Source organism: Nocardia sp. NPDC058114 (assembly GCF_042884695.1).
Classification (GTDB): Bacteria; Actinomycetota; Actinomycetes; order Mycobacteriales; family Mycobacteriaceae; genus Nocardia.
Genome location: NZ_JBHVTK010000018.1, coordinates 46,560 through 73,434, shown reverse-complemented (window position 1 = coordinate 73,434; position 26,875 = coordinate 46,560). Strand labels below are relative to the sequence as shown.

The window sequence follows — 26,875 nt, the reverse complement described above, 5'->3', positions numbered from 1 at the left end:
CCTTCGTCGCCTACGCAACGGCGCCTGATCGACGGGACGGCCGCGAACCCGCCGCTGCGCGGCGGATCCCTCCTCGGGGTCGGGATGTGCGGGGCTTGGTCGGGCCTTTATTCGACGGTGACCGACTTGGCCAGGTTGCGGGGCTTGTCCACGTCGTAGCCCAGGGTCTGGGCCACCTCGGCGGCGAAGATCTGCAGCGGCACCGTGGACAGCAACGGCTGGTACAGGGTCGGGGCGGCCGGGATCTCGATCAGGTCGTCGGCGAACGGGCGCACGGTGTCATCGCCCTCTTCGGCGATCACGATCGTGCGAGCACCGCGCGCCTGGATCTCGCGAATGTTGCTGAGCAGCTTGGAATGCAGCACCGCGCGCCCCTTCGGCGACGGCATCACGATGATCACCGGCAGGCCCTCTTCGATCAGCGCGATCGGCCCGTGCTTGAGCTCGCCCGCGGCGAAGCCCTCAGCATGCATGTAGGCCAGTTCCTTGAGCTTGAGCGCGCCTTCGAGCGCCACCGGATAACCCACGTGGCGACCGAGGAACAGCACCGTCGGCACATGCGCCAGCTCGCGCGCGATGGCCCGCACCTGTGGCGCGGTCTCGAGCACCCGGGCGATCAGCTTCGGCATCGATTCCAGTTCGGCGAACTCGCGAGCCACCTCGTCGGGGTACTTGGTCCCGCGCGCCTGCGCCAGTGCCAGACCGACCAGATAGTTGGCAGCCACCTGCGCCAGGAACGCCTTGGTCGAGGCGACACCGATCTCGGGCCCGGTCCGCGTGTAGATCACCGCGTCGGACTCGCGCGGAATCTGCGCCCCGTTGGTGTTGCAGATGGCCAGCACGCGCGCCTTCTGCTCCTTGGCGTGGCGCACCGCTTCGAGTGTGTCGGCGGTTTCACCGGACTGCGAGATCGCCACCACCAGCGTCGACCGGTCGAGAACCGGGTCGCGGTAACGGAATTCGCTGGCGAGCTCCACCTCCACCGGCACCCGGGTCCAGTGCTCGATCGCGTACTTGGCGAGCAGGCCGGCGTGGTACGAACTGCCGCACGCCACGACGAACACCTTGTCGAACTCGCGCAGCTCCTGGTCGGCGAGGCGCTGTTCGTCGAGGACGATCCGGCCGCCCTTCTCGTCGACGACGAAATGCCCCATCAGGGTGTCGGCGACGGCGGTGGGCTGCTCCTCGATCTCCTTGAGCATGAAGTAGTCGTGGCCGCCCTTCTCCGCGGCGGCGAGGTCCCAGTCGATGGTGAACGGCCGGCTGACCACACCGTCGGTGTTGCCCGCGAAGTCGGTGACGCTGTAACCGTCCTTCGTGATCACCACGGCCTGGTTCTGCCCGAGCTCGACCGCCTCACGGGTGTGCTCGATGAACGCGGTGACATCGGAGGCGATGAACATCTCACCCTCGCCGACCCCGACGACCAGCGGCGTCGACCGGCGAGCCGCCACGATCGTGCCGGGATGGTCCGCATGGGTGAACACCAGCGTGAACGCGCCCTCGAGCCGCTGCAACACGGCGTGGACACTCGCGGTGAAGTCGCCCGCGGTAGGGCCGTCGGCGTACGCGCGCGAAACCAGGTGCACCGCGACCTCGGTATCGGTGTCGCTCAGCAGCTCCACACCCACATCTTCGAGCTCGCGGCGCAGCGGCGCGAAGTTCTCGATGATGCCGTTGTGGACGACGGCGAGCTTGCCGGAGAGGTCGCGGTGGGGGTGCGCGTTGCGGTCGGTCGGCGCGCCGTGGGTGGCCCAGCGGGTGTGCCCCATCCCGGTCGACCCGGCGAAACGCTCGGTCCCCGCCTCGCCCAGTTCGGCTTCCAGATTGGCCAGCCGCCCGGCCTTACGTTCGACCGCCAGAGCACCGTTTCCATCGAGGATCGCGACCCCCGCGGAGTCGTATCCGCGATACTCCATGCGTCGCAGCGCGTCGACGACAACGCCCAGCGCATCCCGGTATCCGACGTACCCCACGATTCCGCACATGGTCCCCCACCCTACTGATCGGATACTCTTCTCGCCGTGTCGGTGTCTGCAAAATCGCTCGTGAGCACCCTGTCCGTGCGCGGCCCCCACCGGGTGCTGCGTGGGAACTTAGGGATCGCAGGTCAGCCGGGTGTGGTGTACACGCCCGAGTCCGGGCTGAACCTGCCCGCTGTCGCGTTCGCGCACGGCTGGCTGACCAGCGCCGAGAACTACAAGAGCCTGCTCGAACACATCGCGTCGTGGGGTTTCGTGGTCGCCGCGCCCGACACCGAGCGTGGCCCGATTCCGTCACATCTGGACCTCGGCACCGACTTGCTCACCACGCTCGACATCGTGAGCAAGGTCCGCCTCGGTGACGGCACCATCAGCGTCCACCCCGACCGCCTCGCCCTCGCCGGCCACGGCATGGGGGCGGGCGCCGCGGTGATCGCCGCGGCTCAACGCCGGGTAGCCGCCGTCGTAGCGCTCTTCCCGGCCCCCACCTCCCCCGCCGCGGAGAACATCGCCCCCGACATCGACGCGCCCGGCCTGATCCTGACCGGCGACGACCTCGACTCGGTCAGCTCCAATGCCCGCGCCCTCGCCGCCGCCTGGTCGGGCCCGTCGATCCTGCGCACCCTCGACGGCGCCTCGCACAACGGCATCATCGAGGGCCGCCGCCTCTTCGCCGCCCTCGGCGCGGGCCGCTACGAACACAAAACCGACAAGGCCACCCGAGCCCTGGTCACCGGCTACCTGCTCGCCACCCTTCTCGCCGACAAGAAGTACGCGATCTTCGCCGACCCGGAAGCCGAGATCCCCCACACCAAGGTCGTCGACCCCCACGCCGAGGTCGAGGTCGAGGCGCCCAAGTTGTCCATCGGCACAGTCGCCAAACTCATCCGCGGCTAGAAGCGCCCGGGCCGTCCGAGCGACGCCGGCCCGGCGCGATCACCCTCCGTATTCGGCCTGGCGCCGGTGATCAGACCAGCCAGCTCTTGCGCTGGTAGTACTCGGCTTCAGGATCGTCGTCGTCCAGCGGAGCAGCGCGGTCATTGGCCCGTCGAGCGGCGATAGACCGTGCGATGGCTTCGCGCTGCTCCCTGGCCGCGGCCTCCTGACGCTCGCGTTCCTCCGCTTCGAGCCGTGCCCGCTCTTCGGCCTCGGCAGCTTCGCGTTCCCTGGCCGCTTGAATCTCGGCGAGGATCTCGTGACCGTTGTTGTGTACGGCGAGGCTGTTGCGCATTTCGTCGTACTCGTAGTCCAGAATCTGCACCCGGCGAAGGAAATCGTAGGCGCCTTCTTCGATCCGTGATCGACTCATGACGAAACCCCCTCAATTCGTTGATTCACAGCGGCCCCGCCTCCGCCAGGACCGCACCGGAGTCACCCGGATCGGGTTGCTGGCTCACCGGATATTCTTCCGCCCAATGTTCACCGTCGGGCTCGTTGTCCGCACTCGGCGTGGAGCCCGCCCCCGGCATGTTCTCCGCGGCATAGCCTTTGGCGTCGAGGGAACCGGTCGGGTTCGGTGTCGCACCCGAGGACGTCCCCTCGTCAGCGTCTTCGAGACCGGTCGGCCCTTGGCCCGTGCCGGTCTCCGGTGTGCCCGAACCGATTTCGCCGCTGGTCTGCTCGTCGCTGATCACTGGAATGCCGTTGGCATCGAGCGTCATGCCGTATTCGTGCGAGTTCCCGGCAGAGTCGGTGGTACTCACCGTGAGCTGGCCGTTCGCATCGGTTCCCACACTGACCTGGGTGCCGTTCAGGTCGAATGTCGCGCCACCGGACATCAAGCTGCTCAACTGGCTCGAAATCGACGCGAAACCCTCCTGGACCGAGGTACTGAGCGAGGTGAGGCCGGAACTGATCGTCTCCGCCGTACTCGTGACGAGCGATTCGAGTTCACTCACCGATGACACGAGCGACGTGAGACCGGTCATCACTTCGCTGACGGTATCGGTGATTTCGCTGATCGTATCGGTGATGTCATCATCGTCGTCATCGTCATCGTCATCGTCGTCCTTGGTGGTCGACGGGTCCTCGGTGGTCGCCGCCTTGGTCGACGTGTCCTCCGTTGTCGACGGTGTGCCACCGGTCGACGTGTCACCCTTCGACGTATCTTTCGTCTGAGGCTGCTGCGTCGTCACGGGTGTCTGCGGCTTGCTGGAATCCTGCGGCATCGGGTATGCGCCGGTATCGAGTCCGTTCAAGGCTTCGACAAGAACGCCGTAAATCCGACGAACCTCGGTGTCGACTTCTTTGCAAAGCTGAATGAATTTATCGTATGTCGCGTTGACGTGCGGCATGAAGATATCGACCAACCACTGCTTGGCCTTCTTGCCCGCATCAGAATCCGGGTTGGACGACACCTCTTGTATGTAATCATCGATCGCAGTGCGGCTCATCCCGCTGCTGTTCTGCTGGGGGATATCAGGCGTATTGGGAGACCAAAAGCTTTGGACCGTAACCGCTTTGTGCCGTACGGCAGTTCGCAGCGCAGTCGCCACATAACTGAGCTCCAGCGATATCGTCGCAGCTTCGATGCGATCTTGCTCGGCACGGAGAATCTGCGCATTCAGCATATTGGATGCGGTGTCAGCTGCCTGCCCCTGCCATATCGACGGCAATGCCGAGAGCTGCCGCCGCTGTTCGTCGATCTCAGCGGGCAATTTAGCCATCACCTTGGACAAAGCCGCAGACATTCGATCGATTGCCGCGATATCCATGCCACGTTCGGTGTCGTATTTCGCATAGATCGAATCGAAATCCCCATTTGCCCCCGCCAGCAGTTCTGACCTAGCAGGAGCGTGCGCAACCGCTGATGCTTTTCCATAGCGAGGTAGGTATTCGACGAAATACTGCAAACCTTCCGCCCCCAGGTCGAGCATCTCGTCTGCGCTACCACCGGTGGGAATACTGGCCCAGGTCGGGGAGTCAGCCATGAACGCCCCCGGACACCACGGCCGAACATGTGGATACGAACGCGCGCATCAAAGGTTCACCCCAGCAGCGGTTATCTTCTTGACGTTGGCATCGTCGACCGTCGCGTACGTATCCGCACTGGTACCGAACTGCACGCCCGTCTTGTCGATCGCGGTCTGCCAGTTCTTCAACCACGTCTCGACCTTGCCGATCACGCCCCCGACCTTCGTCCCCTCGGCACCGTAGTCGCGACCGGCTTGCGCGGCGGTGAAGGACCAGCCCTTGACGTCGGCAGAGCACGTCCCGATATCAGCCGCCGACGCCTTCAGGTTCGACGCAGCCTTACGCAGAGCCGTCGGATCGACCGTTACTGAATCGCCCACTTCCCCCTCCTTCTGGTCAAGCGCCGGCAGGCGCACTACTCCCTTAGACGCGCCACGACCCGGATCGGTTCCACGATCACACGACGAATGCCGCTGTGCTCGGATTCGATCACAGCGGCACCCTGGTGCGCTACTTCTCCAGGTTCCCCTGGTCGGTCTTGCGCCACTCCGACGTGCCGTCGGGATGACGGTGGTATTCCCAGGCGGCGTAGTCGCCGTCTTCCTCGACGACGGTGACGTGATCGGCGAGGCCGTCGTGGTCGTAGTCGGACCAGATGCTGGTCGAGTCGGCATCGCCGGTGGAGAGGGAGTCGACGACGCCGTCGTGGTCGAGGTCGAGGGATGGGTTGTTCAGCTCGACGGGGCCGAGGCCGCCCAGGGACGAGTGGGCGTCGATGTCGGGTAGGCCGAGGCCGGGGAACTCACCCGAGGTGACCATGACTGCTCCTCCAACGGAAAACTCGCGGATGACGACGTGGCGGGGTTGCCACCATCTTGTCATCCGCGAGCGGGCGCCGGGGGGTTCGGGGCTACTTGTTCGGGATGAGGATCCACATCGCCAGGTAGATCAGGAACTGCGGGCCGGGCAGCAGGCAGGACACGACGAAGACCAGGCGGACGACGTTGGGGTTCCAGCCGTAGCGTTCGGCGAGGCCGCCGCAGACGCCTGCGATCCACTTGTTGCTGGTCGAACGGGTGAGGCGGCGGGCGGGGGCGGTCATGGTGTTGCCTTCCTGTGGAGCGGTGATGTCTCCACTGTGCCGTCGGAGCACGCCCGCCCGCATCGGTCCACAGACCCATCCGCACCCTGATTTCGACAGGCCCCGACCTCAGGGTCAGACCCCGAGACGGGCACAATCGTCGAGGTGAGCACGACATTGCACGCCAGTGGCCTCTCCGCGGGGCACGCCGAACGGACCCTGTTCGCCGACCTCGATTTCACTCTCGCCCCCGGCGATGTGATCGGGCTGGTCGGGGTGAACGGCGCGGGCAAGTCGACGCTGCTGCGGATGCTGGCCGAGCGGGAACCGGGCGAGGGCACCATCGCGTTGAGTCCGCCCGACGCGACCGTGGGTTATCTGACCCAGGAACCGGAGCGCATCGAGGGCGAGACGGTGCTCGAATTCCTTTCGCGCCGAACCGGTGTCGCACACGCCCAGCAGGTGATGGACGCGGCGGCCGAACGCCTCGGCGACGGTGGCGACGACGACTACTCGCCCGCGCTGGAACATTGGCTGGCGTTGGGTGGCGCGGATCTCGATCAGCGCGCCGAAGAGGTCGCCGCGGACCTCGGGCTGACCCACGGCTTGGCCGGTGGGCTCGACACCCCGATGACGGGCCTGTCCGGCGGCCAGGCGGCACGCGCGGGGCTGGCCTCGGTGTTGTTGTCGCGCTTCGACATTCTGCTGCTCGACGAGCCGACCAACGACCTCGATCTCGACGGCCTCGACCGGCTGGAACGGTTCGTCACCGGGGTGCGCGTACCGCTGATGGTGATCAGCCACGATCGAGAGTTCTTGGCGCGCACCGTGAACAGCGTCCTCGAACTCGATCTGGCGCAGCAGCAAACCGGTTTCTACGACGGCGGCTACGACGCCTACCTCGCCGAACGCGAGATCGCCCGCAAGCACGCCCGCGAGGCCTACGACGAATTCGCCGACACCAAAGCGGGTTTGGAGTCGCGCGCGCAGATGCAGCGCAACTGGCTCGAGCACGGGGTGCGCAACGCCCGCCGCAAGGGCAAGAACGACTCCGACAAGATGGGTCGCAAGACCCGCGCGGAATCCACCGAGAAGCAGGCCGCCAAGGCCCGTCAGACCCAGCGCCGGATCGAACGCCTCGACGTGGTCGACGAGCCGCGCAAGGAGTGGGAGCTGCGGATGGAGATCGCCACCGCCCCACGCAGCGGCGCGGTGGTCGCGACCGCCAACAACGCCACCCTCACGCGCGGCGAATTCACCCTCGGCCCGATCACCACCCAGATCGATTGGGCCGACCGGATCGTGCTCACCGGCGCCAACGGCTCGGGCAAGTCGACCCTGCTCGGCCTGCTGCTCGGCAAGATCGCCCCGGATTCCGGTACCGCCGCACTGGGTTCCGGCGTGGAGATCGGCGAGGTCGACCAGGCCCGCGGGCTGTTCCGTGGCGACGACGCGCTGGCCGACACCTTCGCCGCGGCGATGCCCGACTGGCCCGACGCCGAAGTCCGCACGCTACTGGCCAAATTCGGCCTGCGCGGGCCGCACGTGACGCGTGCGTGCGACACCCTGTCCCCCGGTGAACGCACCCGCGCGGCCTTGGCCCTGCTCCAGGCGCGCGGGGTGAACCTGCTGGTTCTCGACGAGCCGACCAACCACCTCGACCTGCCCGCCATCGAACAGCTCGAACAGGCCGTCGAATCCTTCACCGGCACGTTGATTCTGGTGACGCACGATCGCCGGATGCTGGATTCTGTTCGTGCGACCCGTCGTTGGCACATGTCCGGTGGGCTTCTCAGCGAGGAATGACGCATGGACTACGCATTGGGCATCGACACCCGAATCACCCTGCTCGTCACCGGATTCCTCTTCCTGAGCGCGTTGCTGCTCGGGGTGTGGAAGTACCACGGCATCCGGACTGACGGCGCGGCGCACGTCTATGTCGACATCGCCCACCGCGCCGCGCTGATGTACTCCTTCGCGGGGATCCTGCTCGCGGTGTTCACCGAGCTCAGCGCCTGGCCGACGATCGTCAATCTGACCGCCGACCTGGTGGTGCTCGCGTTCTTCGCCGGTGCGATCGCCAGTTACGCCCTGCACGGGCTGCGCCGGGACACCACCAATCAGTTCGACGGGAGGATTCCCGCCGAACTACGGCTGTCGATGTACGGGCTGATCGTGGGCGAGATCGGTGGTTTCGGGGTGCTGTTCAGCGGATTCGTCGCCGGACAGTTCTAGAGCGACTGCACTACAGCGGGCTCGGCCGCACCGAACAGGTCGATGTCGGAGCCGAGCTTGGCCCCGATCAGGCCGACGCCGAAGGTGACACCGAGCACCGCGACCACGGCGATGAACGACCGCGAGCGCGGCACCCGCGGCGCCGCGAACGCGCGGGTGCGTGGCGCCTCGGCGACCGGCTCATAGGCGGACTGCCCGTAGCCTTCGTCCCGGATCGGCACAGTGTGCGAATACCCTTGCGGCACTTCGCGGCACCCCGGTCGCCCGCAGGCCCCACCACAGCGGTGTGGCTGGTCGGCTTCGCCGTACTCGTACGGGTACTGGTCCTGGTAGTTGCGGGCAGGCAGCGGCGGAACCATGATCGGCCCCCTTCGAATCGTGCTGCGCGCCAAAATAACCGCCTGCGCCGAGCAGCACACACGCGCCACGGGCACACAGGTCCAGACGGCGTATCCCGATACTAGTGGGGCCCGGTGGAACACGCCACAGCACCGATCGCCGACCCGTCGTCCGGGTCCCGGCGACTAGACCGCGGCGACCCGCTTGGCCAGATCATCGGCCAGCTGACGCGCCTGCGCGGGATCGGTGGCCTCCACCATCACGCGCACCAACTGCTCGGTCCCGCTGGGCCGCAACAGAACCCGCCCGGTGTCCCCGAGGATCCGCTCGGCCTCCGCGACAGCGTCCAGCACCTCGGGAGCGACAGCGACAGCACCCTTGTCCGACACCGCGACATTGATCAACACCTGCGGCACCGTGGTCATCACCGAAGCCAGCGAGGCCAGCGAGCGGCCGCTCTGCGCCATCCGCGCCATCAACCGCAGGCCGGTGAGCACCCCGTCCCCGGTGGTACCGAACCGCGGGAACACCACATGCCCGGACTGTTCCCCGCCCAGGCTGTATCCGCCGCGACGCAACTCCTCGAGCACGTACCGATCGCCGACAGCGGCGGTGATCACGGTGATCTCGGCGGCACGCATCGCGATGTGCAGGCCGAGGTTGCTCATCACGGTGGCGACGAGGGTGTCGTCGACCAGCTCGCCCGCGTCGCGCATCGCCAGCGCGAGTACCGCCATGATCGCGTCACCGTCGACGATCTCGCCCGCGGCATCGACGGCGAGGCAACGATCGGCGTCACCGTCGAGCGCGATGCCCAGGTCGGCGCCGTGGTCGAGGACCGCGCGCCGCACGGTGTCCAGGTGCGTGGAACCGCACCCGTCATTGATGTTGAGCCCGTTGGGTTCGGCGTTGATCGCGATCACCGTCGCGCCCGCCTCCCGGTACACCTGCGGGGCGACCTCGGCGGCCGCACCGTGCGCGCAGTCGACGACGACGGTCAGCGAGGACAGGTCCTGGCTGGTGGATTCGAGCAGATGCTCGACATAGCGCTCGTGGGTGCCCTCGACGGTGTAGTCGCCACGCACGCGGCCGATGCCCGCGCCGGTCGGGCGCACGGTGACGCCTTCGGCGATCAGGGCTTCGATCCGGGCCTCGATGGCGTCGTCGAGCTTGTGCCCGCCCGCCGCGAAGATCTTGATGCCGTTGTCGGGCATGGGGTTGTGCGAGGCGGAGATCATCACGCCGAAGCACGCGTCGTACAGGCCGGTCAGGTAGGCCACGGCCGGGGTGGGCAGCACGCCTACCGAGAGGACATCGACGCCGACGGAGGTCAGGCCCGCGGTGACCGCGGCCTCGAGCATCTCGCCGCTGGCGCGCGGATCGCGACCGAGCACCGCCACCGGGCGCTTCTTGCCGCGCGAGAGCACCTGCGCTGCCGCGGCGGCGACGCGCATCGCCAGTTCCGGGCTCAGCGACTCGTTGGCGAGTCCGCGAACACCGTCTGTGCCGAATAGCCGTCCCATAAAAACCCTCTACCAGTAGTAGGTCCCCGAATACAGCACAAGAGCAGGCGACCAGCGGTGCTGGAAGCCTGCTCTTGCACACACGCTCCGCCGACCAGGCTCATCCCCACTCGCGCGGGCAGCATACCCAGCGTATGCGAAAGCCGAGAGTCGACAGTGCGTAAATCAGCGCTTCGAGTACTGAGGCGCCTTACGGGCCTTCTTCAGGCCGTACTTCTTACGCTCGGTGGCACGCGGGTCACGCGTCAGGAAGCCGGCCCGCTTGAGCGCGGGACGGTCGTCCGGGGTGACCTCGATCAGCGCGCGGGCGATGGCCAGACGCAGGGCGCCTGCCTGACCCGACGGGCCGCCACCGACCAGGCGAGCGAAGATGTCGAAGTTCTCGACCCGCTCGACGAGGACCAGCGGGGACTTCACGAGCTGCTGGTGCACCTTGTTCGGGAAGTAATCCTCGATGGTGCGGCCGTTGAGCTCGAAGTTGCCCGAACCGGGCACCAGGCGAACGCGAACGACGGCTTCCTTACGGCGGCCGACGGTCTGCACCGGGCGGTCGAGGCCGATCGGCTCGAAGGCCAGCTCTTCCTCGACGTACTCGCCTTCGGCGTAGCCTTCGCCGTCTTCGACGATCTCGACTACGACCTCATCGGTGGCGTCGAACTCTTCGGCTGCGAACTCTTCAGGAGCGGTCACTGGGCCACCTGCTTGATCTCGAACGGAACCGGCTGCTGCGCGGCGTGGGGGTGGTTCGGGCCTGCGTAGACCTTCAGCTTGCCCGCGATCGCGTTACCCAGCTTGTTCTTCGGGATCATGCCCTTGACGGCCTTCTCCACGAGACGATCGGGACGGGTCGCCAACACCTCGCCGACAGTGCGCGACTTGAGGCCGCCCGGGTGTCCGCTGTGGTGGTGGATGAGCTTGTCCTGCTTCTTGTTGCCGGAGATGGCAACCTTGTCCGCGTTGATGATGATGACGAAGTCGCCACCATCGACGTGGGGTGCGTAGGTCGGCTTGCCCTTGCCGCGCAGCAGGCCAGCGGCCTGCACGGCGAGACGGCCGAGGACTACGTCAGTGGCGTCGATGACGTACCACTTACGGGTGACGTCACCCGCCTTGGGGCTGTACGTAGGCACAGTCGTTCCCTGTCTGTCGTCGGTGTTGCCGGCCCTGATGTGTGGATCGAGGCTGTCCTGGCGGCCGGTGGAGACCCAGGACATCGAGGAGACGCCGATCCGCGAACGGTTCGGCGTTCCACACGCCAACGGGCAACGATACCAGCCACGCATCACCGACCCGTAATCGGGCGAGGCTAGATCACGACCGGCGGACCCGGGTCGGTCGCACGCGCGGGACCGGGAATCAGGTAGCGCAAAGTATCGATGCCGGGGGTGACGCAGGCGGAGTCGTCGACCAGCAGGCCACGCGCGGTCTCGATGCCCTCGCGCGGGACCGTGTTCGCGTACGGAGTGAACGCGCAACTCACCGGTTCGGCGGCCGCGGCGACGGCGGGATCCGGCTGGAGCGCGACCAGCGCCAGCGCGCCGACCACGGCCGGTGCGCCGAAGAAGCCCTTCTTCACCTTGCCGAGCAGTTTGCCGCGGCGGTCGTCGTCCTCGGCATCGTCGTGTTCGAGCGCGTGCCGCGGCGCACGAGCGGGTGGACCTGACGGCTGCGGCGGTTGCGCGGTGGGCGGACCGGCGACGAACCCGGCCGGTCCGGGCGGCTGGGCGGCTGGCGGTGCGGTGGGTTGGGCACCCCACCCGACCTGTGCGGCGACTGCCTGACCCGGATGTCCCGAGTCCGGATAGTCGTCCTCCTCGTCGTCGAGATCGGGCTCGGTGACCAGCAGATGCGCGGCGCCGAGGACCAGCGCGTGCATCGGATGATCGGCCACGTGCAGGCGCTGGCCCAGGTGGTTCTGGAAGGCGAAGCGCAGCGCGTCGTTGAAGCAGACGTTGCCCGCGAGCAGCACCGTCGAGGTGTCCGCCCCGATCGAACGGGCCGCGGCCATCGCCTCGATCACCACGTTGTCGGCCGTGCGGGCATCGCGCAGCGCCTCGGCACTGACCGAGACCTCCGTCGATTCGGTCGGCTGCTCGTCGTCGCCGTGCACCGCGACCACCAGCAGCGAGCGACCGTCGGAGTAGATCCCGGTGGCGCCGATGCCGGTGCGATGCCGCTCGCTGGGCGGGGAGACCAGGCCGAGCGCGCGCACGTAACCCGAGAGCGCGACGCTTTCGGGCAGCGGTTCCACGACCACGTCGAGCTGTTCGACGAGCGCCGCGTACACCTCGACCTTGTCCTCGGGCCAGCTGTCCGGATACGGCAGCGCGACCAGCTGCGGCTTGCCCTGTAGGTACTTGCCGATCGCGGCCAGCGGGTTGTAGAGCCTGGCCCGGAAGACGAGTTCGGCGGGCCAGGTGGCGCCGGCGATCACGATCTGTGGGTGGCCGAGGATGTCGCGCACATCGGCGATCGCCATCCCCAGGTCCGGGCGCTGCCGGTCGACACCGGCGGTGTGCAACCTGCCCGCGGCATCGGCGAGCAGGTAGGCGGGCGGGGTGTAGGTGCCCTCGACCTGTACCGGGCGGACCGGGGTCGCGCCGCCACCCGCGGCCACGGACACCACGTCCCACCCCAGATGTAGGGCCCCAACTCGAACGGTCACAGGATCAAGTGTGCCCGGTCGGCGACAGACACGCGCAGCTTGCCCACCGAAACGATGCTGACCTGGCGGATCATGCCTGCGACTTCTTCAGTCGTAGTCTGCTCCAGGTGATCAGGGCGAGGATCGAGGTGATCACGATGAGCATCACGATGTCCAGGATCCAGATCCCCGCGCTGTGCCCCCAGAGTGGGTCGTCCTGCGAGCCGAAGACCAGCTCCGTCAGGTCCACCGTCGACGCGCCCGCCGCATAACCCCAGCGTGAGGGGAACAGGTACGAGATCTGCTCGAGGCCGACCCGGTCGGTCACCGGGATCAGGCCACCCGCCATCACCAGCTGCACCATGATCATCACCACGAGCATCGGCATGACCTGCTCGTTGGACTTGGCCAGGCTCGACATCAGCAGGCCGAACACCACACAGCACACCGCGGTCATCGCGATATCGAAATACAGCTCGACGCTGCCGCTCGGAATCAGCGAACCGGCGCCCGGCGGCTTCTTCCCGATGAACGTGATACCGATCAGGACCGCCGACTGCAGGAACGCGGTCACGCTGAACACGACGATCTTGGCCATCAGGTATGCCGAGGGCAGCAAGCCGACCGCGCGCTCACGCTGGAAGATCGACCGTTCGCCGACCAGGTCGCGCACGCTGAGCGTGGCGCCCATGAAGCACGCGCCGAGGATGAGCACCACCAGCAACTGCTGGGCCTCACCGCCGCTCTCCCGCCCGAACGAGCCGTCGGGCAGCTGCACCAGCGCGCCCGCCGTGAACCCGTCACTACCCGGCACCACCAGCGACAACGCGCCGAGGATGAAGGGCAGCACCACCAGGAAGATCAGATATCCCCGGTCGGAGAAGATCAACCGCAACTGCCTGCGAGACAACGTGCTGAACTGCCGCATCGCGCTCGATTGCGGCGGCGCGCCCACGTTGCCGCGGTTCGGCTGCGCGGGCGGCGGTGGCGGCACATAGGCCTGCCGGGACCGATACTTCGCGAAGGCCTGATCAGGGTTGGCCGCGACCTCGGCGAAGATCTCCGCCCAGTCGCTGGTCCCCATCGCCGCGCCGACCCCACCCGGATGACCGGCGAACGCCGTCTTACCGCCGGGGGCCAGCAGCACCACCTGGTCGCACATATCCAGGCAGGCCACCGAGTGCGTCACCACGATCACCACGCGACCGGCGTCGGCCAGTTCGCGCAGCATCTGCATGACCTGCCGATCCAGCGCCGGGTCCAGACCCGAGGTCGGCTCGTCGAGGATCAGCAGCGACGGACCGGTGAGCAGCTCCATCGCCACCGACGCGCGCTTGCGCTGGCCACCGGAGAGCCGGTCCACCCGGGTATCGGCGTGCTGGGTGAGCGAGAGCTCTTGCAGCACGCCGTCGATCACCTTCTGCCGGTCGGACTTGGTGGTATCGGGCGGCAGCCGTAGCTCGGCGGCGAAGCCGAGCGCCTGGCGGACCGTGAGCTGACGGTGCAGCACGTCGTCCTGGGGCACCATGCCGATGCGCGAACGCAGCGCCTCGTATTCGGCGTGCAGGTTGCGGCCCTCGAAGGTCACCACACCACCGGAGGGCTGGGTATTGCCCGCGATCAGCTTCGACAGCGTCGACTTGCCCGCGCCCGACGGTCCGATCAGCGCGGTCAACGTGCCACGCCCCGCCGTCATGTTCACATCGACGAGCAGTTGCTTGTTGTTCTCGACGGTGAACCCGACCCCGTGCACCGACAGGCCCTGCTCGGCGACCGGCTTCTGCCGATGCGCCAGCGCCCCCTGGGTGACGACGAAGTCGATGTTGCCGATGGTGACGATGTCGCGCTCGCGCAGCACCGAACGCTGCTGGCGGTGACCGTTGACGAAGGTGCCGTTGGCCGAGCCGAGGTCTTCGATCACCAGGCCCTCGGGCGAGGCCAGCAGCTTCGCGTGCGCACGCGAGGCCAGCGGATCGTTGACGACGATCTGGTTGTCCGAGGTGCGGCCGATGCTCAGGCCACCGGGCGGAATGCGGTCACCGCGCGCGACCGGTTCGGTCGAGGCGGCCTTGCGGACCGGCGGCAGCATGGACGAATCGGCGCGGCGGGTCATATTGATGTTGTCCTGCGGCTGCGCGGGCAGCTGCGAAGTGGGAACGTATTGCGGTTGCTGCTGTTGCGGGCGTGACGGCGACTGGAAGCCGGGATGCGGCTGCTGCGGACGCGGCTGCTGATAGTGAGGTTGCTGCTGGTGCGGCTGTTGCTGTGGTTGCGAAGGCGGCGCGACCATGGTCGCCGCGTGGCGCGCCCCAGGCGCCGCGGGGACCAGGTGCAGCAGCGGCCCGGTGATCGCGTCACCCAGGCGTACCTGGGTGGGTCGATCGATCGAGACGGGCTGGTTGAGCCTGCGCGCGTCGACGAAGACGCCGTTGGTACTGCCGTTGTCGGCGAGCACCCACGCGCCGTTGCTGAATCGAAGAGTGGCGTGCACACGAGAGACCAGCGGACTGTCCACGAACAGGGTGACCTCGGGCGCGCGGCCCATGGTGATCTGCTGACTCGCTTCGAAGACTCGTTCGGTTCCATCATGGCGCACGGTGATGGTCTGCGCCCCCGGTGAAGACATGGAGCGGATACTATGCCATCGCCCGGACATCGGCGGTGCCCCCGAGACGGCTTTGTGCCCGATCCGGCGATCGACCTGCACGTGTATCCGGCCGACCAGGGGGACGTATGCCGAAAGCCCAAGTGTTCGTTGCGATCTCTGTCGTGCTATGCGCGCTGATGGGTGTCGGGTGCACGCGGGCGATCGATGGGCACGGGGTCTCGATCTACGACGATCCGTTCCAGGTGGCGGGATTGCCGACCACCGGTGGGCCGAACGGCCCGCGCACCGGGGTTCCCGATTCGCCCCTCACCGCGTCCAACGGCGACGGCGGCGAGGTGGACCAGCTGGCGCTCAACGCGATCGACGACATCCAGTCCTACTGGCAGGCGGGCTTCGGTACCGAGTTCCCCGGCGAGACCTTCGACCCGGTCGAGAAGCTGATCTCCTGGAAGGCCAGGGCGGCCCGCAGCCAGGCGGTCGAATTCTGCAAGGAGACCACCTACCACCTGGTCAATGCCGCCTACTGCCGCAGCGACAACTCGATCGGCTGGGACCGCGAGATGCTGCTGCCCACCATGAGCGAGACCTTCGGCACGATGTCGGTGGTGATGGTGCTGGCTCACGAATACGGCCACGCCATCCAGAGCATGGCCAAGATGGTCACCAAGAAGACGCCGGTCCTGGTGAAGGAGCAGCAGGCCGACTGCTTCGCGGGCGCGTTCATGCGCCATGTCGCGGAAGGCAAGTCGAAGCACTTCACGATCAACACCTCCGACGGCCTGAATTCCGTTCTGGCCGCGACTGTTTCGATTCGCGACTCCGATCCCGACGACCCGGAGAGCGTGCACGGTTCGGCCTTCGAGCGCGTCACCGCGGTCCAGATCGGGTTCACCGACGGGCCGCGCGGCTGCAAGGGCATCGACGAGGACGAGATCGACTCGCGCCGCGGCTCTCTGCCGCAGAGTTTCTCCGGCGACAGCGGGCGCGGCGAATACCCCGTCTCCAAGGAAAATCTCGTCGAGCTGAGCAAGGCGCTCCAGGCCATCCTGCCGGTGAAGGACGCGCCGACCTACGACTACGCGGGCTCGCGCATCGACTGCAAGGACGGCGCGGTCACCGAACCGGTCACCTACTGCCCCGCCAAGAACACCATCGCCACCGATGTGCCCGGACTGGCCGAACGCGGGGCCAGCGACACCGACGACGACGGCCCGCTGCCGGTGAAGGTCAGCGGCGACTACAACGGCTACGTCGTCTTCATCTCCCGCTACACCCTGGCCGTGCAGCGCAGCCACGGCCAGCAGCTGACCGGCGCGAAGACCGGACTGCGCGCGGCCTGCCTGTCCGGGGTCGTCACCGGCAAACTCGCCCAGCCCGGCCGTCCGGTCACCCAGGGCGACATCCAGCTGTCGGCGGGCGATCTCGACGAAGCGGTCTCGGGCCTGCTCACCGACGGACTGGCCGCCAGCGACGCCGAGGGCAACACGGTGCCCAGCGGGTTCTCCCGCGTCGACGCCTTCCGTGCGGGCGTCCTCAACGGCGAAACCACCTGCCTGTCGCGCTACAGCTGAGTTGTTGGAGCGCTGGCGCGCTCGAGTTCGCGGCCCCGCCGGTCCCGTCGATCAGGCACCGTTGCTTGCTCCTTCGTCGCCTACGCAACGGCGCCTGATCGACGGGACGGCCGCGAACCCGCCGCTGCGCGGCGGATCCCTCCTCGGGGTCGGGATGTGCGGGGCCGGGAATGCGATCGGTGGAGGGCTGTCAGCCGAAGGGCGGTGGTGCGGCCGGTTCGTAGCGCAGCACCCGGTTGCCGATCATCACCTCGGTGCCGGGGACGAGCACCATCGGCTGATTCGGGGTGAGGCGGACCCAGTCGCGGTAGCCGGGGTGCCGGCTGCGGGTGCCGTTGGTGGAACCGCGATCGATGAGCTGCACGTCCCAATTCACCAGGTGCACTTCGGCATGCGCGCGCGACATGCCGCCGGAGGTGTCGTCGATGCGCAGCGGGATGAGTCCGCGCTGGGCGGCGTCGGAGTTCTCCGGGTCACGCCCGATCACCGCGTCGGCGGCCATCAGATAGGTCATGCCGTCGTCGAGCACGAGCATGCCGAGCGGCGGGCGGACCACCTCGGCGAGCGCTTGGGTCTGATCGACCGGCATGCCGCACACCGTGCAGAACGCCGAGCGCGGATCGCTGGGATGCGCACGCGCGCACTTGAATCCCATCACCTTCACCGCCAGCACCGTCGACTTGGCGGTGGCTTCGAGCCTGCGCTGCAGGTCGGGGTCGGGTTCGGGCGCGGGATTGGTTCCGGAGAGCCGGGTTTCGGCGTTGTGCGGGTCGGCGACGGGGGTGTCGACCGTGCCGTGCGCGGTGCCGGTGACAGCGTCCAGCATCGAGGTCGCCGGCTGCATCCCCGTCGCGGGCTGCTCGGAGGGTCGTGAATCCGGTTGCGCCGCACGTGGTTCCCGATCGATACGCGCGGTAGGCGGTGGCGGCCTGCGAGTCCGGCCCACCGGTTCCGCGGTGCGCACCCGGCTGCGCACATCGTTGGACCACATCACGGCCCCGCCTGCCTGCGCGATTCCCTCGACCAGCCAACCGATTCCGCGCTCCGGCGGCAGATCCGGGATGCGGCCCTTGGCGTCGTCGACGAACAGCGCGACCGCCTTCGCGGGCTCGGAGGCGACCCGGTCGACGGTGAACGCCGCGTCACTACCGCGGTAGTACTCCGGGCCGTGGTCGTCGGCGAGCACCGCCGTCACCGAACCGTGCAGGAAGATCGCCACGCCACCGTTGTCGGCGGCCGAGAGCACCCCGAAATCGATCGGCACGCCCGGCGAGATCTGCTCGGCGTACTTCATGAGCCACCGCGTCGCCTCGCGCGCCACCACCGAACCCGGCCCCGACGGCGCCTGCTCGTGCGCGTCACGCACCAACTCCGCCAGCGATTCCAGCGCGATCGCCGCGGTATCGCCGGGCGTGAGCTTGCCCTGTCCGCGATGCGCGACCACGATCACCGCGCCCGCGACCCGTGCGACCGCGTGACTTCCGAGCACCACTTCGACCTGCCGATCCCTCACAGGTATCGGCCTCCACCGGAACTGCACAGCAGGGGGGTCGCCATGTCATCCAGACTATGGCAAGCACCCCGATCAGGTCCCCCTGGGCGGGGTAGGTCCGGTAACTTCATAGGTGTCGCGGGAGGAACATCGAGGGGAACCTGATGATCGATTCGACCAGAATTCGCATCGCGCTCGCCTGGGGTGGGGCTCTGATCGTCCTGTCCGGCTGTGCCGTCAACGGCACAGCCGTCGCCGGTGAGCCCGATGTGCGCGGCCTGGAGACCGGGACCTTCGCCACCGACCGGCACGGCTACACCGACACCGCGGGCGACAGAGGCGCGATCGTCGAGGGTGCGCGGATGTCGGCCGCCGTGGTGCCCGCGGTGCGGATCGATCCGTCGCTCTCGCACGGACGCGGCGGCGTGATCGTCCCCGATATCGAACGCGCGCTGGATTTCGTCGCCAACGTCTCCAAACCTGTTCTGGAGAACCGCAAGTTCGTCACCGGCTATGTCGCGCTCGGCGCCGACAAGGCAGATCCCGACGGCCAGACCCGTCCCGGTCCCGACGCGACCGCGCTGACCACAGCGCTGTTCCGCTTCCCCACCGCGGCGGCCGCCACCCTCGCCGCGCGGGAACTCGAGGACGTCGACCTGGCCGTCTCCCCCGACAACCGCAAACTCGCCTCCACCGAATACCCTGACGCCTACCTGCATTGGCGCCCCGGCGTGCCCACCATCGGCGCCTTCCTCGCCCACGAAGAGTTCGTGATCTCGCTGTTCATCCAGCGGCCACGGGCCGACGCGACCGACCTCACTTCCTGGGTCGACAAGAATCTCGCCGCCGAACTCGCCCAGCTCGCGAAGTTCGACCCCACGCCCACCGAGAAGATCTCCGACCTCCCGGTAGACCCCGCCGGACTCCTGGCCCGTGCGGTCGTCGACGACCGCGCCGCCATGCGCCCCGGCCAGTACTCGTTCGCCTCCTATGCTCCTGAGCATCTCGTCAACAAGGCAGCCAACCTCACCACCCGCCAGAACCTGGTCGACGCAACAGGAGTGGAAGCCCACGCGGTGGTCGAGGGCGGCTCCGTCACGCGGGTACGCGACCAGTCCGCCGCGCAATCGCTCATGCAGGGCCTGATCGATTCGGCGGGCCACTACGACCCGATCACCGCCCCCGCCGACGTCCCCACCGCGACCTGCCTGAAACTCAACGACAACGGCAACAAAGAAGACGACTACGTCTACCGCTGCTATGTCGCCTACAAGCGCTATCTGGCCATGGTCAGCGCCGACGGTGAGCCCGAGGTCCGCCAGAAAATCACCGCCCAGTACGCCCTGCTGGCCAACAGCTTGTGAGTTCGCTCGGCCCCACTCCTCGATTGCGGTGACGTAGGATCTCGCCGACGATCGTTTCGGGGAGGAAATGAGTTGCGAGCCACCAAAGTCGTCTGTGTCCTGGCGACCGCACTGTTGACCACTGTCGTCACGGCCTGCGGTGGTCCCGACGAGATCGCCGCCACCGACGCCCCGGTGGACCTCGCCACTCTCGACGTCGGCAACTATCCGACCCAGCCCCGCCAGGTCGGGACGGTCGCGAACCTGGACCAGGGCCGCTTCATCGAGGCCGAACGCCTCGGCGACTTCGTACCGACGCCCGCCGATATCGATCCACGATTCATCCACACCAATCCGTCGATCGCGTCGGTGTTCCTCGACGCCGAAGCCGCGCTCGGCAAGATCATGGCCGTCGACCGGTTCGCCGAGGTCGCCCCCGATTTCATCGGCGGATTCGTGAGCTCGGCGGAGACGAAGCCCAGCAACATGGGCCTGGACATGGTGAACGCGGTGATGATCTTCCCCGACGCGCAGAAGGCCACCACCGCCGCGGCCGAGCTGGAGAAACTCGATTTCGGCTACGCCCCGAACAACCAGCGCATCGAGATTCCCGGTTATCCCGCGGCGATCGCGCACTGGCAGCCCGATCAGCAGTCGATCGGGTCCTGGTTCGCCACCGGTCATCTGGTGATCTACACCTGGTTCTACGACTACCTGAAGATCTGGCTGGAGAAGGTCGACAAGCAAGCGCTGCTCGACCTCACCCGCAAGAGCCTCGACACCATCGTCCCCGCCGTCGCGAAATTCACCCCCACCCCCAGCACCGAACTGATGACCCTGCAGCGCGATCGCGACGGGATGCTCGGCCGCACCGCGCCCCGCCCCCGCGAGGATTCCTGGATCAACCCACCCGGCGTCTACGCGGGCCGCACCGCCCGCCACTTCCTCTCCGACCCGGTGAGCGCCGCGAAGATGATCGACGACTACGGCATCGACCTCTACGCCAACGACGGCGCCGAGGTCTACCGCGCCCGCGACATCGCCGGCGCCCAGGGTGTCCGCGACGAGCTCGGCGGCGTCACCCGCAAATTCACCGCCTCCGCCGCACCGAAGAACCTGCCGAGCGCCCAGTGCAAGGAATACATCGGCAGGAAACAACGGATCGCGATCCGCTTCTATTGCGCGGTGTCCTACGACCGCTACGCCGCCTACGTCTGGTCGAACCAGCTCCTCGACGCCCAGCAGCGGATCTCGGCCCAGTACGCATTGTTGGTGAACGCGAAATGACAATCCGATCCGCCGTGCTGGCCGCCGCGCTGGCCACCGTCCTGACCGCGTGCGGCTCCACCCTGTCCGGGCAGGCGCTGCCGGCCGAGATGGATGTTCGCAGCCTCGACGTCGGCTCGTACCCGACCGAGCCGGTCAACGCCCACGACGACGACCCGGTCCCGCCGTTCTACGAGATGTACGAGGTAGCGGCGATGCGGATCGCCGACTATGTGATCAACTCCCGCGACGTCGACGCCCAGATGACCTACGGCAAACGCGCGACCACCGTCTCCGCCGGCGTGATGCCCTCCGCGCTCGGCGACGAGCCGGCGATGTCGGCGATCGCCAAGAAGTACAAGATGCTCTACGGCTTCGAATCCAATGGCGCCGCCAAGGATTCGCGGGTCGAAACCTACGGTGACTGGCCGACGAAGAAGGCCGACAACAGACTCACCGCCACCACCATGGTCCTGCAGTTCCCCGACGCGGACCGCGCGACCGCCGCCGCGAAAGAGTTCTACGACACCGACTTCGCCATGAAGGAAGGCCGCAACCAACCCGTTGCCATCCCCGGACACCCTGCGGCCCTGTCGCATTGGCGTCCCGACTCACCCTTCCTGCGCACCGTGCTCCCCCACGGCCCGTACGTGATCGCCTTCCTGCTCTCGGTGCCTACCCCCGACCAGCAAGCGCTCACCACCCTCGCCGCGAACGCCCTCACCGAGCAGATCGCGGCACTCGCCGAAACCACGCCGCTCACCGACGAAGAGGTCATGACGCTGCCGTGGGACCCCGACCACCTGCTGATGCGCACCCTCAACCCCGACCAGCTGGCCAACCCCGAGGGCTCGGGCTACTACGTGGTCACCGGCAAACACGGCATCCTGCACTACGCGGGCGACCAGCTCCCCACCGATCGCCACTACATCGACGAGCAGCTCACCAAGATGAGCGCCCAGCAGGTGGCCCTGTCCTGGGGCTCGATCGCCGTGCGCACTCCCGACGAGCAGACCGCCCGCCGCGCGGTCACCGAGAAGATGTTCCTCTGGCAGGTAGAAACCGAAGCCGCCAACCCACCCAACCTCCCCGACACCGCCTGCGTGGAGAACAAACGCACCGGCGCGGCGAAACGCTTCAGCTGCATCCTCGCCTACAACGAATACGTCGGAATAGTCAGCGGCAACCAGCTTTTGGATGCCCATCAACGTGCGGCCGCGCAATATGCACTATTCGCCAACAGCCGATAATCCCACACCGGCCGACCCCTACGGAGTCCTATATGCTCCAGCCGGGAAAGCGGCAGTGTGCGGCATTGAGTCAGGAGATCGTAAAAGATGGTGATGAGCCACGGCACCATCGTCGGCGGGTACCGCGTGCAGCGGGTACTCGGTGCCGGCGGCATGGGCACGGTTTACCTGGCCAAACATCCCAGCCTGCCGCGGATGGACGCCCTGAAGGTGCTCAGCGCCGAACTCAGCCGCGACCCCGAGTTCCGTGCCCGCTTCGAGCGCGAGGCCAATCTCGCCGCCGGCCTCGACCACAACAACATCGTCTCGGTCTACAACCGCGGTGAAGAGCACGGCCAGCTGTGGATCGCCATGCAGTACGTGGACGGCACCGACGCCGCTGCCGAACTGGCCCGCGACCCGCACTCCATGACCCCGCTGCGCGCCCTTCGCATCACCAGCGAGGTGGGCAAGGGCCTGGACTACGCCCACCGCCGCGGCCTGCTGCACCGCGACGTCAAGCCCGCCAACTTCCTGCTGTCGAGCAGCGACGGCGAAGAGGAACGCGTCCTGCTCACCGACTTCGGTGTCGCGAAGTCCACCGACGACGCCACCGAACTCACCCAGACCGGCAGCTTCCTCGCCACCATCGCCTACGCCCCGCCGGAACAACTCAGCGGCGCCGTCCTCGACCACCGCGCCGACATCTACAGCCTCGCCTGCGCCTTCTACAAACTCCTGACCGGCCAAAACCCTTATCCCGCAGCCCAACCCGCCATGGTCATGATGGGCCACCTCCACGAGCCCCCACCCCAGGCAACCCGAGTCCGCCCCGGCCTCCCCCACGCCATCGACCACGTCTTCGCCCGCGCGATGGCCAAAAACCCCGCCGAACGTTTCGCCACCTGCCGCGAATTCACCGATGCCGCATCGAACGCGCTCGTCCCCGGATTCAATCCGACGGGCCACAACACTTCGCCGACGTACCCGATCCAGGTGCCCGATCCGCGACCGAACACCGATCCCCGCACGTCGTATTCCGCGCCGTCGGGCATCTACCAGACCCCACCGGCTCAGCCCGAGCGCCCGAAGAGCAGGCGGTTCGCGCTCATCGGTGCGGCAGCGGCGGTTGTCGTCGCGTTGGCGGCCGGAGTCGGCATCTGGGCGACCAGCGACTCGGGCGGTAGCCCGGGAACCTCGCCCACGTCCGCTGCCGCGCCGTCTGCGGCGCAAACTCCGCGGGAAAAAGCACGCGTTGAAAACCCCGGCTTCGCCGGCAAAACGATCACTATGGTCGACGTACTCTCGAACCGCGAAATGGCAATATATCTCGGCACCACTCCACAGACGACGTTTCTGCAGGACCTCGGCTTCGTCTACAACCTCGAGTACACAAAGCGCGCCGACGAAGTGTCGCCCCGCCCGATGGATGGCGTATTCGATCGGGTCAAAGCCGACGACAATACCTACATTCTTGCCGTTCGTAGCGACGAAAAGGCTGGTGGTGGCGGGCTTTCGGGCCTGCCCGACGATCTCGCGCGATCCAGGGCAACCGTCATCCCCGTCGATGATCCAGCGACCATATCCGCCATCCGTAACTGGTCGGAGAACTCCGAGCAAGTGCTGATCCAGAAGCTGGTGCCGGTGCTGCGCAACAGGATCAAGTGAACCAGGCCTCGACGATCTGGGTCGTCTCCCCTCCGCTCGAGATGCTATGTTGACGCGTGCGATGCTGACGGTCGGCTAGGGACCAACACGCTCGTCGCCGGGGGATCAAGCTCTGATTGGCATGTCCTCCACCTGCGTATAGACCACTGGAGGGGATCAATGCGGGCACCATCGACATTTGTGGCAGCGAGCCTTGCTCTGATTACATTCGGAATTTCCGGATGTAGTTCGGACGAGGCACCTGAGGTCGAACAGCCTGCGCCTGTCGACATTTCGGCACTCGACATCGGAAGCTATGCGACGGCTCCACGCACGATCGGTAAACAGAATATCGACCGAGCTCGTCTGACCGAAGGCCAACGCCTCGGTAACTATCTGCCCACTCCATTCGAAGTCGACAGCAGATTCAAATATCAATCCGGGATGGATTCGAACTCTGTCTACGGGTTCATCGAGCGCATATACACGGTCGGTGACACCTTCGCGGAAGACGCGCCCGGATTTGTCGGCGGATTCTACAGCTGGGCACAATCACACGACGACATTCTCATCGCCGAGACCCTTTCGAACGCGGCGATGATTTTTGACAGCGAGGCATCGGCATCCGCCGCGGCAGATGCGCTGGCACGCAGTCAACGTGCGAAAAAAGAAGGTCGAGTCGCTGTTCAGATCCCCGGATTTGCCGATGAACATGCATTCTGGCAGCCGGATCGACAAGAACTGTTCACCTTCAAGGCATACAAGCAGCTCGTCGTATATACCACTATCAAAGACTACGCAAAAATCGAAGTCGGGACGACCGACCTCGGTGCAATGACTTCTATGGCAACGAAGAACTGGTCGACCATTCAGCCTCGTGTAGACAAATTTGATCCAACAGCTGTCGGCAAATTGACCGACGTGGAACTCGACCACGATCAACTTCTCGGACATTCGCTTGCTCGCCAAGGCGAAGAATCACAGAAGAACCCCCCTGGTATCTACAACCAACAAGGCGCGTTGCACATCACCACCACACCGGAGAGCGACAGGAAGCTCTTCGAAACAGCTGGCGTGGAATGGCTCGGCATCAATGCCACCGAGCTCTATCAGACCAAAGACGAGAAGGGCGCAGAGCTCCTCAGCGATGAGCACAGTGCACTGAACAAGAAACTACGGTCAGCAGGCTCACCAAAAGGCTTACCCGCAGCCCAGTGTAACGAACTGAAGGTCAAAGACTCCCTCACAATGAGATTTCACTGCACCGTCGCTTACGGCCGCTACGTCATCGAAGCGCGCTCCAACCAGCTGATCGATGCCCAGCAGCGAATCTCTGCCCAGTACGCCATGCTCGCCGCCAAGGCCAAGTAGGGATCCAGAAGAGGACTTGGAGACATAGCGATGAAAATCAGAGGCATCAGAAAAGTCGCGATCGCCCTGACGGTCCTTGCGGTCAGTGGGTGCGGGCAGACCGTGACGGGAGATTCGACGGCAGGCGAAATCGATGTCCGTAAACTCGAAGTGGGAAAATACCCTACTGAGCCACTCGACTCGTACTACAAATTCTCGCACTCGGTCCGAAGCGGAAAGAGCTTGGCCATCACCCGCCTCAGCGATCACGTTGTGATCGGCAACGACGTCGATCCAAAGCTGCGCTACGGGACAGGCGTCCAGGAAGTTCTGAAGCCCGAGGATGTCGCCCAATCCATGGCGGAACCGAGCCGTGGAGTCGCCGAGCGGCACAAGATGCAGTTCGGATTCATCTCCGGCAGCAGCGATACCGAGGTCGTAGCCTTCGAAAAGTCTCCGGCCTCTGCAACTTTGCTCACCGTTACCGTCCTCCAATTTCCGAGCACCGATGCAGCGGATACCGCCGCGCGCGAGTTCGAAGCGGTTGACTTCGAGATCAATCCGGAGGAAAACAAGCGGGTTCCGATCGGCAAATACCCTGCCGCGTACGCACATTGGCGCCCTGGGACGCCGACAATCGGGTCGACCGCCGCGCACGGCAACTATACGGTGAGCGTTTTCGTTTCGACGGCAAGCGCCGATCTGCCGCTGCTCACCTCATTGGTGGAGAAGACCTACACCGCCCAACTTCCCATGCTGGACTCGCTCCCGCCGCTGTCACCCGAGGAGGTCATGCGCACTGAACTCGATCCGGAAGACATGAAGCGTCGCGTACTGAACCCGGACAAGCTCGGAGTTCCGGCGCTGGGAGGGTTGGCCACCAACACCGTTCAGGGCTTCTTGCATTTGCAGACCGACCGCGAAGCTGCCAAGAAACTGTACGCCGCCGGCAACGTCGAATTTGTGACGATGGGTCAGGCCTACTCCGGACAAACCTACAGCTTCAACACCAAGGGGATTGCGCAAGGTTTCGGTACCGGCTCGAGCCAGCTACTCGACGGGGCCATCATCTATCGCAGTAAGGACGAAGACTCGGCGAAAGCCCTGTGGTCCGGTCTTGCCGCCAAGCCGGACCCTGCGCTGACGCCGACCGGTGTCCCTGACTCGAAGTGTGCCGACGAACCCAAGCCAGGGTCGAAGGTTAAGTACTTCCTCTGTGTTGTCCGCTACCGCAACTACATCGGCACGGTGTGGAGCACTCAGCCGCAGGACTCCCAACAGCGCGCAGCAGCCCAGTACGCCGTGCTCGCCAACAGTCAGTAGTGCACATGTATGGAGTGATCGCGTCATCCCTGTCGTTTCGGTATGGTGATGCGAGCCAGCCCACTTACCGTCGAACGGTCAGCACAGGGGGAGGAGGGGGGCAGGGGCTGGCTACTGGGATCGGTCCGCGTCGGCTTGTACGACCGGGAACCGGCCGCTGACCAGGTCGAACGCCGCACCATGCAGGTGCGCGCGACCGGAGTCTGCACTGAAACCAAACTTTCTGGCAATTGGATGGAACCGATCGAGGTCGGGCAGCGTCCAAGTATATGAACTGGGAAAACGATCCCAGACCGCAGCAGCCAGGATCGAACCCGAAAGGAAGCCAA

General features: G+C 66.3%; 23 protein-coding genes. 10 read left to right on the top strand and 13 right to left on the bottom strand.

Features of this window, described 5'->3' with window-relative positions:
- Nucleotides 1–107: 107 nt before the first annotated feature.
- The gene (glmS, locus tag ACFVVI_RS34505; protein ID WP_378993576.1) at nucleotides 108–1,988 is read right to left on the bottom strand and encodes a glutamine--fructose-6-phosphate transaminase (isomerizing); all 1,881 of its coding nucleotides are present in this window, start codon (nucleotides 1,986–1,988) and stop codon (nucleotides 108–110) included.
- 36 nt (nucleotides 1,989–2,024) lie between these two features.
- Between glmS and ACFVVI_RS34500 the strand changes: the two genes are divergently transcribed.
- Nucleotides 2,025–2,879 (top strand): dienelactone hydrolase family protein, encoded by an 855-nt coding sequence (locus tag ACFVVI_RS34500; RefSeq protein ID WP_378993577.1) that lies wholly within the window; start codon nucleotides 2,025–2,027, stop codon nucleotides 2,877–2,879.
- A 70-nt stretch (nucleotides 2,880–2,949) separates the two neighbouring features.
- Here the strand turns inward: ACFVVI_RS34500 and ACFVVI_RS34495 are convergent, their stop codons facing one another.
- The 5 genes from ACFVVI_RS34495 to ACFVVI_RS34475 form a co-directional block, all read right to left on the bottom strand.
- The gene (locus tag ACFVVI_RS34495) at nucleotides 2,950–3,291 is read right to left on the bottom strand and encodes a hypothetical protein (protein WP_387449059.1); all 342 of its coding nucleotides are present in this window, start codon (nucleotides 3,289–3,291) and stop codon (nucleotides 2,950–2,952) included.
- Nucleotides 3,292–3,316: 25 nt separating this feature from the next.
- Complete coding sequence (locus ACFVVI_RS34490) at nucleotides 3,317–4,912, bottom strand: hypothetical protein (RefSeq protein WP_387449056.1); 1,596 nt, start codon at nucleotides 4,910–4,912, stop codon at nucleotides 3,317–3,319.
- Nucleotides 4,913–4,960: 48 nt separating this feature from the next.
- A complete protein-coding gene (locus ACFVVI_RS34485) occupies nucleotides 4,961–5,275 on the bottom strand; it encodes a type VII secretion target (protein ID WP_067448407.1) in 315 nt (104 codons plus the stop codon).
- Between the two features lie 130 nt (nucleotides 5,276–5,405).
- The gene (locus ACFVVI_RS34480; protein ID WP_056818233.1) at nucleotides 5,406–5,714 is read right to left on the bottom strand and encodes a DUF6802 family protein; all 309 of its coding nucleotides are present in this window, start codon (nucleotides 5,712–5,714) and stop codon (nucleotides 5,406–5,408) included.
- A 91-nt stretch (nucleotides 5,715–5,805) separates the two neighbouring features.
- Nucleotides 5,806–5,997 carry a PspC domain-containing protein gene (locus tag ACFVVI_RS34475; RefSeq protein WP_063057023.1) on the bottom strand — a complete coding sequence of 64 codons (192 nt, stop codon included), beginning with the start codon at nucleotides 5,995–5,997 and terminating at the stop codon, nucleotides 5,806–5,808.
- Nucleotides 5,998–6,141: 144 nt separating this feature from the next.
- Between ACFVVI_RS34475 and ACFVVI_RS34470 the strand changes: the two genes are divergently transcribed.
- Together ACFVVI_RS34470 and ACFVVI_RS34465 are read left to right on the top strand one after the other, a co-directional pair.
- Nucleotides 6,142–7,782: an ABC-F family ATP-binding cassette domain-containing protein gene (locus ACFVVI_RS34470; RefSeq protein ID WP_378993582.1), complete on the top strand. Its 1,641-nt coding sequence runs from the start codon at nucleotides 6,142–6,144 to the stop codon at nucleotides 7,780–7,782.
- A gap of 3 nt (nucleotides 7,783–7,785) precedes the next feature.
- Complete coding sequence (locus ACFVVI_RS34465; protein ID WP_378993583.1) at nucleotides 7,786–8,211, top strand: hypothetical protein; 426 nt, start codon at nucleotides 7,786–7,788, stop codon at nucleotides 8,209–8,211.
- On the opposite strand, the gene ACFVVI_RS34460 is transcribed toward ACFVVI_RS34465, so the two are convergent.
- The 6 genes from ACFVVI_RS34460 to ACFVVI_RS34435 form a co-directional block, all read right to left on the bottom strand.
- The gene (locus tag ACFVVI_RS34460) at nucleotides 8,208–8,570 is read right to left on the bottom strand and encodes a hypothetical protein (protein WP_378662011.1); all 363 of its coding nucleotides are present in this window, start codon (nucleotides 8,568–8,570) and stop codon (nucleotides 8,208–8,210) included. The genes ACFVVI_RS34465 and ACFVVI_RS34460 overlap by 4 nt on opposite strands.
- Before the next feature lie 165 nt (nucleotides 8,571–8,735).
- Nucleotides 8,736–10,073, bottom strand: a complete 1,338-nt coding sequence (gene glmM, locus ACFVVI_RS34455; protein ID WP_387449049.1) for a phosphoglucosamine mutase — start codon at nucleotides 10,071–10,073, stop codon at nucleotides 8,736–8,738.
- Between the two features lie 165 nt (nucleotides 10,074–10,238).
- Entirely contained in the window at nucleotides 10,239–10,763 is a 525-nt protein-coding gene (gene rpsI, locus ACFVVI_RS34450) for a 30S ribosomal protein S9 (protein ID WP_378993585.1), read from the bottom strand.
- The gene (gene rplM / locus ACFVVI_RS34445) at nucleotides 10,760–11,203 is read right to left on the bottom strand and encodes a 50S ribosomal protein L13 (protein ID WP_022567307.1); all 444 of its coding nucleotides are present in this window, start codon (nucleotides 11,201–11,203) and stop codon (nucleotides 10,760–10,762) included. The genes rpsI and rplM overlap by 4 nt, the downstream gene beginning before the upstream one ends.
- 176 nt (nucleotides 11,204–11,379) lie before the next feature.
- Entirely contained in the window at nucleotides 11,380–12,738 is a 1,359-nt protein-coding gene (locus tag ACFVVI_RS34440; RefSeq protein ID WP_387449044.1) for a hypothetical protein, read from the bottom strand.
- A 70-nt stretch (nucleotides 12,739–12,808) separates the two neighbouring features.
- Nucleotides 12,809–15,343, bottom strand: coding sequence for an ATP-binding cassette domain-containing protein (locus tag ACFVVI_RS34435; RefSeq protein WP_387449041.1), 2,535 nt, complete (start codon nucleotides 15,341–15,343; stop codon nucleotides 12,809–12,811).
- A 107-nt stretch (nucleotides 15,344–15,450) separates the two neighbouring features.
- On the opposite strand from ACFVVI_RS34435, the gene ACFVVI_RS34430 reads away from it, so the two are divergent.
- Complete coding sequence (locus ACFVVI_RS34430) at nucleotides 15,451–16,896, top strand: metallopeptidase (RefSeq protein ID WP_378993588.1); 1,446 nt, start codon at nucleotides 15,451–15,453, stop codon at nucleotides 16,894–16,896.
- A gap of 190 nt (nucleotides 16,897–17,086) precedes the next feature.
- Here ACFVVI_RS34430 and ACFVVI_RS34425 read toward each other — a convergent pair whose 3' ends face one another.
- Complete coding sequence (locus ACFVVI_RS34425; RefSeq protein WP_387449038.1) at nucleotides 17,087–18,409, bottom strand: FHA domain-containing protein; 1,323 nt, start codon at nucleotides 18,407–18,409, stop codon at nucleotides 17,087–17,089.
- Nucleotides 18,410–18,552: 143 nt separating this feature from the next.
- Between ACFVVI_RS34425 and ACFVVI_RS34420 the strand changes: the two genes are divergently transcribed.
- The 6 genes from ACFVVI_RS34420 (at nucleotide 18,553) to ACFVVI_RS34395 (ending at nucleotide 26,546) form a co-directional block, all read left to right on the top strand.
- Nucleotides 18,553–19,752, top strand: a complete 1,200-nt coding sequence (locus tag ACFVVI_RS34420; RefSeq protein WP_387449035.1) for a hypothetical protein — start codon at nucleotides 18,553–18,555, stop codon at nucleotides 19,750–19,752.
- A gap of 72 nt (nucleotides 19,753–19,824) precedes the next feature.
- Nucleotides 19,825–21,018, top strand: coding sequence for a hypothetical protein (locus ACFVVI_RS34415; protein WP_378993591.1), 1,194 nt, complete (start codon nucleotides 19,825–19,827; stop codon nucleotides 21,016–21,018).
- On the top strand, nucleotides 21,015–22,247 hold the full coding sequence (locus tag ACFVVI_RS34410; protein WP_387449032.1) for a hypothetical protein: 1,233 nt from the start codon (nucleotides 21,015–21,017) through the stop codon (nucleotides 22,245–22,247). The genes ACFVVI_RS34415 and ACFVVI_RS34410 overlap by 4 nt, the downstream gene beginning before the upstream one ends.
- Before the next feature lie 93 nt (nucleotides 22,248–22,340).
- On the top strand, nucleotides 22,341–23,894 hold the full coding sequence (locus ACFVVI_RS34405) for a serine/threonine-protein kinase (protein ID WP_387449030.1): 1,554 nt from the start codon (nucleotides 22,341–22,343) through the stop codon (nucleotides 23,892–23,894).
- A gap of 180 nt (nucleotides 23,895–24,074) precedes the next feature.
- Entirely contained in the window at nucleotides 24,075–25,244 is a 1,170-nt protein-coding gene (locus ACFVVI_RS34400) for a hypothetical protein (protein WP_387449027.1), read from the top strand.
- A 30-nt stretch (nucleotides 25,245–25,274) separates the two neighbouring features.
- Nucleotides 25,275–26,546 (top strand): hypothetical protein, encoded by a 1,272-nt coding sequence (locus ACFVVI_RS34395; RefSeq protein WP_387449024.1) that lies wholly within the window; start codon nucleotides 25,275–25,277, stop codon nucleotides 26,544–26,546.
- The last annotated feature ends 329 nt before the right edge of the window (nucleotides 26,547–26,875 follow it).